Annotated in this window: 1 protein-coding gene; it reads left to right on the forward strand. The window is 51.1% G+C overall.

Annotation, left to right across the window (positions count from 1 at the left end; translation table 11 throughout):
• On the forward strand, positions 1–1,409 hold a 1,409-nt coding region (locus tag KDK18_RS11520), incomplete at both ends, for a hypothetical protein (protein ID WP_257255050.1).

Raw genomic sequence — 1,409 nt, forward strand, 5'->3', positions numbered from 1 at the left:
CGCCATCGGTCTGGCAGGATTGGCAGCAGAAAGCGGTAATGCAATACCAACCCTTACGACTTTTGATTTTAACGATGAATTTGCACCGATTCGTTTGCAGGCAATGGTTGGAGAGCATCTGACGTTTGATCAGGCCAGTCGGATTGTGACAGTCTTCAAAAATCTGAAGACGCACTACCAGGGCTTTCGGATTGTGACAATCTCCGAGAGACTGAAGACGCACTACCCGCCCCACTACAATGTCGAACTTGAAGGAGATCTGTCTCTGAATATCCTGGAAAAAGTCCAGGAGCTGGTTTACTGGGCCAGGAATGAGATGAAAACCGGGGCTCAACAATACGACAACGAAATTAATGGCATAGCCAAAAGGGCTATTCAGTTCGTCGAGCATGAACCGGGAGACCTGAAAAGCTTCTCGGAATACTTCGCGACTCGTTCTGCCAGTGGTAAAAAGATTATTGATCTGCTGCGTGAAGGTCTGATCTGCAAGGTTGAACTTGAGAACTACGTGAAAGCGGTCAGAGGTGTCGATGGTTATCAGACAGTGGATGAATTTGAGCACTTCCTTGGCTACCGCCACGGGGTCAATGTGCGTCACTTCAAAAAGGTTGTTCAAATGCTGTCTGACGAGGGTGCAGAGGAATTCATGCACAGTGCCTTCACTCCTGTCATCGTAACCGCCACTGGCCCGGCAGGTATGAAAGAGTCTGTTGCTGGCATGAAAGAATACGCAGCTGCAGTCATCGCCAACTATGTTCTTGACGATATTGCCTTTGATAACGGCCGCAGGACGGTGGCCTTCCTGGCCAATGTTCAGGATACTCTGGCACCTTATGCTAATGCCGTTGGCGTGTCTGAATCAGAGCTGATCAGGGCTATCCATAACACCTTGATGCAGGCTCATGCCGCAGCGGTTGAGCATCAGCTCAATGATTATTGGGTCAAACCTTCAGCCTCTCTGATACGGCACGTCATCTGGTTCCTCTCCAACTACAAACCTCTGCTGGCCACCCATACCGTCGAGGAGGCCATCAGGCTGTCTGACTCAAACGTGGCGTTCCTTCTTCTACTGGATCTGACCAACCGGGGTGATTACGCGCACAGAGCGTTCATACCTTTCCAGCACTGGTTGGAACGCTATGGTGTTGATCTTGACCGCACCGGCCAATATGCCTACCACACCAACATTGAAAAAATCTCTGAATTGGGCGGGCTGGCCATGCCATTGGGCAGGGCCGCATCTTCGGTCATTCTTCTGAGAACCGGCTCTCTGCTGTTTGCCAGGCAGTACAACGCCAACCCCCGGATGTATCGCAGCATTTCCCGTCTGGTGCCTGAAATGGTGAAATCCATGGCTTCCGGACAAGGGGTTCAGGTACCGCTGCTGCACAGGATCACACCAGAAAAAG

This window comes from Endozoicomonas sp. SESOKO3, from assembly GCF_024606255.1.